The following is a 6493-nucleotide window of genomic DNA, read 5'->3' as shown; positions in this document are numbered from 1 at the left end:
AAGGCATTTTAAAACCAAAAAAAACGCGAAGCCTTGGCTTCGCGTTTTTTAGTGCATCGACCTGTTAATTACTTAACAAACTCAACGCCTAATTTGATGTCACCTTTAAGGGTGTCTAACATTGCATCGCGAGCGTTAGCTTCGAATGCGCTGATTTCACCGTAAGGTAATACTTTTTCTACGCCGTTTTTGCCAAGTAGGATTGGCTGTGCGAAGAATGTAGCGTGCTCACTGCCGCCGTCAACATAGGCACACTCAACAACGTTAGCTTCGCCTTGTAGACCACGTACCAATGATAAACCAAAGCGACATGCTGCTTGGCCCATTGATAATGTTGCACTACCGCCACCGGCTTTAGCTTCAACAACTTCAGTACCTGCGTTTTGAATGCGAGTTGTCATTGCTGCTACTTCTTCGTCAGTGAAAGTAACACCTTCAACTTGAGAAAGTAGTGGAAGAATAGTCACACCGCTGTGTCCGCCAATCACGTTAACTTTAACATCAGCAACGTTTAAGCCTTTAAGCTCAGCGATGAAGGTTTCGCTACGGATAACGTCAAGTGTTGTGATACCGAATAAACGGTTTTTGTCATAAACACCGGCATTTTTTAATACTTCAGCAGCAATCGCTACAGTCGTGTTAACTGGGTTAGTAATAATACCCACTAATGCTTTAGGGCAAGTTACAGCCACTTTTTCCATTAGGTTACGCACGATACCAGCGTTGATGTTGAATAGATCTGAACGATCCATACCAGGCTTACGCGCAACACCAGCAGACATTAACACTACGTCAGCGCCAACTAATGCATCGGTAGGATCTTGACCAGCAAAACCTTTTACTTCTACGTCTGTTGGGATGTGACTTAAGTCAACCGCAACACCTGGAGTAACAGGAGCGATGTCATATAGAGACAACTTTGAGCCCGCAGGCAGTTGAGTTTTTAACAGTAAAGCTAGAGCCTGGCCAATACCACCAGCAGCACCCAATACAGCAACTTTCATAATTATCTCCATCAATTTATGCAGTTTGTGACATAGATCTAAATCGTCGTGGCGTCACATTACTGCATCGTCACAATAATTTCAATTATACGTTAGTGGAGGACCGTAAATAAGTAAGCCCTGATCCACGCACAGACTGGCGTAACGCCGAGTATTAGCAGCATTAATCCGTGTAAAAGTACGACAAAAAACATCGGTAATAAGATTATTTTTCATCTTCTTTATACTGAAAAAACGACATTACGGAGTTTTTTATATTGAACAAATATGACACAGCTGTTTTATTCTGAAGTTGTAATCACCCTATCAAGCGGGTTAAGCAATATGGGTATGTTTGTTTTAGGCATTGAAATGTTGATTGAGTATTGTTGAGTTTTACCGTTATTGAATTTGGCCTTTCACCCAATTAAACCGCCATAAATATTGTAACACTAACTTATTTCGTACACATTTTCTGACGCAACAAACCAATACTTTTATTGAGTGTCGCGTTATGATATTCACAGTTCATCCTATAAAAACGAGAAAAACATGACAATAAGAATAGGCCAACATGCCGACCTGCAAGCCCTAGTTCAGTTTAACCAAGCCATGGCAATGGAAACCGAAAACCTTTCATTAGACACGGAGCAATTAACTCGCGGTGTTGAAGGATTGCTTACCCATCCTGAACGTGGGGTATATTTAGTCGCCGAAGTTGACGGTGAGATTACCGGTTCGTTAATGGTCACCTATGAGTGGAGTGACTGGCGCGCGAGTAATTATTACTGGATCCAGAGTGTGTATATCCGTCCACAGAATCGTCGTCAGGGTATTTATGGCAAGCTTTATCAAGCGGTAAAAGACTTAGCAGCAGAAAACGGTGGCACCGCCAGTTTCCGTTTGTATGTTGAACATGACAATAAAATTGCCCAAAAAACCTATGAATCATTAGGGATGGAGCAAAGCCATTATTTAATGTATGAAGAAAATACTAAGTAATCGTAAGTCACACGTACAAAAGCCGGAATAATCCGGCTTTTTTGTGTTTATTGACCAAGGAATCTAACGCGTTCAGGGAGGATTTGGCCAATAACTAGCCTGTTCGCAACGCGAGAATTTTACTGATATCCAGTGGCGCGCTAAATTGACTAAAACCTTTATGCTGCTGATCAATCGCATGAATCGACATTCTGTCTGCCAATTCGTTACCTTCAATACCAATATGGGCGGCGACATGCTGAAGCACTAAATCGTCTTTCATTGCATCGTATAACTCATGTGCTTGCTTGATGATCTCCAGATTGGCGATTTCACCGGTTTTTCGGGTCCAGTTTTTAGCTTTCCAACCATATGCCCACTCACAAACACATTTAATCGAATACTGCGAGTCACTCATAATTTGCACGGTTTCACCGGCATCAAGCACTTTTTTTGCCTTAATGAGTGCCTGATGTAGCGCATTGAGCTCGGCAGTATTATTGGTGCCATTAGGATTAAACAAACCAAACCATAATTCGGCTAACTCGCCTTTGCGGTATATAGCCATCCCTGAACCCGCTTTACCTGGGTTGGGTTCGCAACCTCCGTCGGTGTAAATAACCACATCAAATTGGCTTAACACAGCTTGATTCGCGCTAAGAGTCTTGGTTGATGTTCCAGCCCCTGCAGCCTTTGTCGATGAACGACCAGCCGCTTTAGCTGGCACACTTTTGCCTATGCTGCTTGCAGGAGATTTAGCAAATGCAACTTTGGCTTCTGCTTCTGTAGCAAAGGATTTGTACTTGGCTTGCGGATATTTATCAACTGAACGCTTGGTAACATCCCAGCTGGTAAAAATACCCGTTTCTCGACCGGCCCATACTACGTAAAACTTCTTTGCCATGATTAACTCTTACTTCAACAATGCTAACTTCACTAATAACGTGCCTGCATAATGCCATGATTAAACTTGGCTTTGAAACAAAAAAGCATGTTGCGTGCCGCAGTTGCAGTTAACTTGAACATCTTGACCAAATAAGCTTAAGTTTGATTTACCTGAGCTTAATGTGGCTGAGCATCAGTCTAAGGTTAGTGGGCCATCGATATTTTGATAATCGACACTACCAGAACCCGAATTAACAATGGTCAAACCTTTGGTGTTAGCCACATCAATGCCACCGGAACCATCATTTATCTTAACTAATCCGGAGACTTGATTAACCTTGATTGAACCCGAACCATCTTCAATACTCACATCACCAATAACATGGTTAATGCGAATAGATCCCGAGCCATCTTGTAACGCAATCGCGCCTTTAGCCTCACTAATATTAATAGAGCCAGAACCATCAACTAATACCAATTTGCCAATGTGGTTCATCACAATACTGCCAGAACCATCTATTAACTCAATATCAGCACTTACATCATCTATTTGGATTGGGCCTGAACCGTCTTTAATATTCAATGCGAGCGCCGCTGGCACTTCTACCAATAAATCAATATAAGGCGATTCACCGAAATATTGGTCACTGTGGATTTCTGATATTAAATAGCCCTTATCACCTTTTCGGGTCAAGCTGAGCTTAATTTCGATGTCATCTTTATCCAATGATTGGGTGTAAATATCAGCATGTACGCTAACTTCTTTTAAGCCTTCAACCCCGACAATTGTTAACTTGCCGGCGCCAGTATTGGCGACTAACTCAGTTAACGACCCTGCGTCAAGATTCAATTGTTGCTGTACTAAGCTAAGATTTGTATGGTTTTTCTCTGATGATGACGAAAATATCGATTCGGCTTCACTTTGCGAAGCGCCAAATAGAGTTGCGCCGAGAATAAGCCCGACCGTGACACTAATGGTTGCAATGCGAATAGACATAAGATTAATTCCTTTTATGAAGATAAAATAAGGTTAGGCCGCCAAACAGATGTCATTAACAAAGTTAACTGATGTTTGCATGAGTTAGCAGCAATTAACAATCATTTAGCAGGTTTCATACCAACTAAACAAAAGCTATATTTACAACAAGTTACAATTAACAGTAATAAAAATAACTACGTCATCAAACCCAAAATGGTTAAAATCCCATACAATGTGGTTAACTTCACCACTGTGATCATCATGGTTAACTCAAACAAAAAAGAACATAACCCTATGCCGACTTTTACTGCGATACCACAAACGTTAACGATCATTGTTGGTTCAACCAACCCAGTTAAAATCAATGCAGCAAAACAAGCTATTGGACAATATTTTCCTGATGTTCACATTAATTGCACTGGCATGCATGCGCCATCTCTGGTCGCAGACCAACCCATGACTGAAGCAGAAACTAAATTGGGTGCCATCAATCGCGCTCAATTTTGCCAAGCCAATGCAAAAGTAGTCGATCAACATGCTGACTTTTATGTGGCAATGGAAGGCGGAGTAGATCAGTTTGATCACAGCCCTGCCACCTTTGCTTACATGGCCATTATCCATAACGACACATTATCTGTTGGTCGCAGCGCTAATTTGCCATTGCCACAGACAATTTTTAACGCTTTACAAGCAGGTGAAGAACTTGGCAAAGTAATGGACCGAGTATTTAATACTCATAACATTAAACAAAAAGGCGGCGCGATTGGCTTGCTCACTCGAGGTTTAGCTACCCGCGAAAGCATTTATACCCAAGCATTAGTGCTGGCAATGGCTCCTTTTATCAATGCGGAATTATTTAATGACTGAACATCAGCAAGCAAATACAACCAAAGACGACTTGCAAGCGCCCTTGATTAGAATGTTACAACCCCATGACGATGCTGCATTGGCCGCGGTGATCCGTGAAGTGTCTGCAGAATATGGGTTAACCCCAGATAAAGGTTTTAGCGTGGCCGATAAAACCCTCGACTGTTTAAGTGAGGTGTATCAAGCTGAAGGTTCACAATACTGGGTGATTGAATATCAAGGCAAAGTGGTTGGCGGCGCAGGTATTGCTGGATTAGCAAAAAATGACGGCGTATGTGAGTTACAGAAAATGTATTTTTCTCGCGCAATACGTGGTCAAGGTATGGCGAAACCATTAACCCGTCAGTGTATTGAGTTCGCCAAACAACAAGGCTATCAATCGATGTATTTAGAAACCACGGCAGTGCTAGTTGAAGCACTAGCACTCTATGAAAAACTGGGCTTTAGTCACTGTCAGCATTTAGGCGAAACAGGCCACGATGCCTGTGAAATCGCGATGATAATGAGCTTATAGCGTATAAAATATTCCATTATTCTTCGATACTAGCTGCATTAGATTGTTTTTTAAACGGTTTTGCTACGACTTTATTATAGCGCTTTGCAATCACCCAAAAGCTTGGTAGCCTCAGATTAAGCACATTCCATAGGAGGATGATCATGGAATATCAACGTATCGCGCATTCTAACCTTGAGGTGAGTAAAATCTGCCTCGGCACCATGACTTGGGGAGAACAAAATACTCAAGCCGACGCTTTTGCTCAACTCGATTATGCTATTGGCCAAGGCGTTAACTTTATTGATACCGCTGAAATGTACCCGGTGCCACCTAAAGCCGAAACCCAGGGCGAAACCGAACGCATTATTGGTAACTACCTTAAAGCACAAGGTAATCGCGACAATTTAGTGATTGCCACTAAAGTTGCTGCGCCTGGTGGTAAAGGTGATTACATCCGTAAAGATATGGCTCTTGACTGGCGCAACATTCATCAAGCCGTTGATGACTCATTAGCACGCTTACAAATCGACACTATCGATTTGTATCAAGTGCATTGGCCGGATAGAAATACTAATTTCTTCGGCGAAATGATGTATGAACACGACGAAGAAGAGCACTACACTCCTATTTTAGACACGCTTGAAGCCTTAGCGGAAATCATTAAGCAAGGTAAAGTGCGTTATATCGGCATTTCTAATGAAACTCCTTGGGGCTTTATGAAATACCTAAAATTAGCCGAAAAGCACGATTTGCCACGTATTATCAGTGTGCAAAATCCTTACAACTTGCTTAATCGCAGCTACGAAATCGCCATGTCTGAAATCAGTTATCGTGAAGATGTGCCGTTATTAGCTTATTCGCCGTTAGCCTTTGGTGCCTTAACCGGTAAATACGAAAATAATCAGTGGCCTGAAGGCGCACGTTTAACGGTATTTAAACGCTTTGCCCGCTACAACAGTACCCCAATGGCACTGGAAGCGACGCAAGCTTATATCGATTTGGCCCGAGAATTTGGTTTGTCGCCCACCGAAATGGCCTTAGCATTTGTAAATAGCCGCAAATTTGTTGCTGCTAATATTATTGGTGCAACTGATTTACATCAGTTAAAGCAAAACATCGACAGCCACAAGGTCAGCTTATCTGAAGAGCTGATGATAAGAATTAACGAATTATCGGCGTTATACCGTTTCCCTTGTCCGTAGGAAAACAATAACCGCCTGACTAATTGAGCTTATCGCCACAAAACCTTGCAATGGGCATCAAGATCACTGAAGATCTTGATGCCTTTTATTTTCAATACAG

7 protein-coding genes are annotated in these 6493 nt (G+C 42.1%); 4 read left to right on the top strand and 3 right to left on the bottom strand.

Annotated features, from left to right (window positions below):
- Positions 1 to 68: 68 nt before the first annotated feature.
- Complete coding sequence (mdh, locus tag H5202_RS01445) at positions 69 to 1004, bottom strand: malate dehydrogenase (protein ID WP_011638612.1); 936 nt, start codon at positions 1002 to 1004, stop codon at positions 69 to 71.
- Between the two features lie 531 nt (positions 1005 to 1535).
- Here mdh and H5202_RS01440 point away from each other — a divergent pair.
- Complete coding sequence (locus H5202_RS01440) at positions 1536 to 1985, top strand: GNAT family N-acetyltransferase (protein ID WP_123776501.1); 450 nt, start codon at positions 1536 to 1538, stop codon at positions 1983 to 1985.
- 94 nt (positions 1986 to 2079) lie between these two features.
- On the opposite strand, the gene H5202_RS01435 is transcribed toward H5202_RS01440, so the two are convergent.
- Complete coding sequence (locus H5202_RS01435; RefSeq protein ID WP_182770300.1) at positions 2080 to 2868, bottom strand: ribonuclease H family protein; 789 nt, start codon at positions 2866 to 2868, stop codon at positions 2080 to 2082.
- Between the two features lie 174 nt (positions 2869 to 3042).
- Positions 3043 to 3846, bottom strand: coding sequence for a hypothetical protein (locus tag H5202_RS01430; protein WP_182770298.1), 804 nt, complete (start codon positions 3844 to 3846; stop codon positions 3043 to 3045).
- 276 nt (positions 3847 to 4122) lie between these two features.
- Between H5202_RS01430 and yjjX the strand changes: the two genes are divergently transcribed.
- The 3 genes from yjjX to H5202_RS01415 all read left to right on the top strand — a co-directional run bounded on the left by yjjX (position 4123) and on the right by H5202_RS01415 (position 6393).
- Positions 4123 to 4695, top strand: coding sequence for an inosine/xanthosine triphosphatase (gene yjjX / locus H5202_RS01425; RefSeq protein ID WP_182770303.1), 573 nt, complete (start codon positions 4123 to 4125; stop codon positions 4693 to 4695).
- On the top strand, positions 4688 to 5209 hold the full coding sequence (locus H5202_RS01420) for a GNAT family N-acetyltransferase (protein ID WP_182770296.1): 522 nt from the start codon (positions 4688 to 4690) through the stop codon (positions 5207 to 5209). The genes yjjX and H5202_RS01420 overlap by 8 nt, the downstream gene beginning before the upstream one ends.
- Before the next feature lie 143 nt (positions 5210 to 5352).
- Entirely contained in the window at positions 5353 to 6393 is a 1041-nt protein-coding gene (locus H5202_RS01415; protein WP_182770294.1) for an NADP(H)-dependent aldo-keto reductase, read from the top strand.
- The last annotated feature ends 100 nt before the right edge of the window (positions 6394 to 6493 follow it).

The sequence above is a fragment of the Shewanella sp. SG41-4 genome (assembly GCF_014164505.1).
Classification (GTDB): domain Bacteria; phylum Pseudomonadota; class Gammaproteobacteria; order Enterobacterales; family Shewanellaceae; genus Shewanella.
Note: the sequence above shows the minus strand (reverse complement) of the source record. Positions and strands in the feature narration are given on the sequence as shown.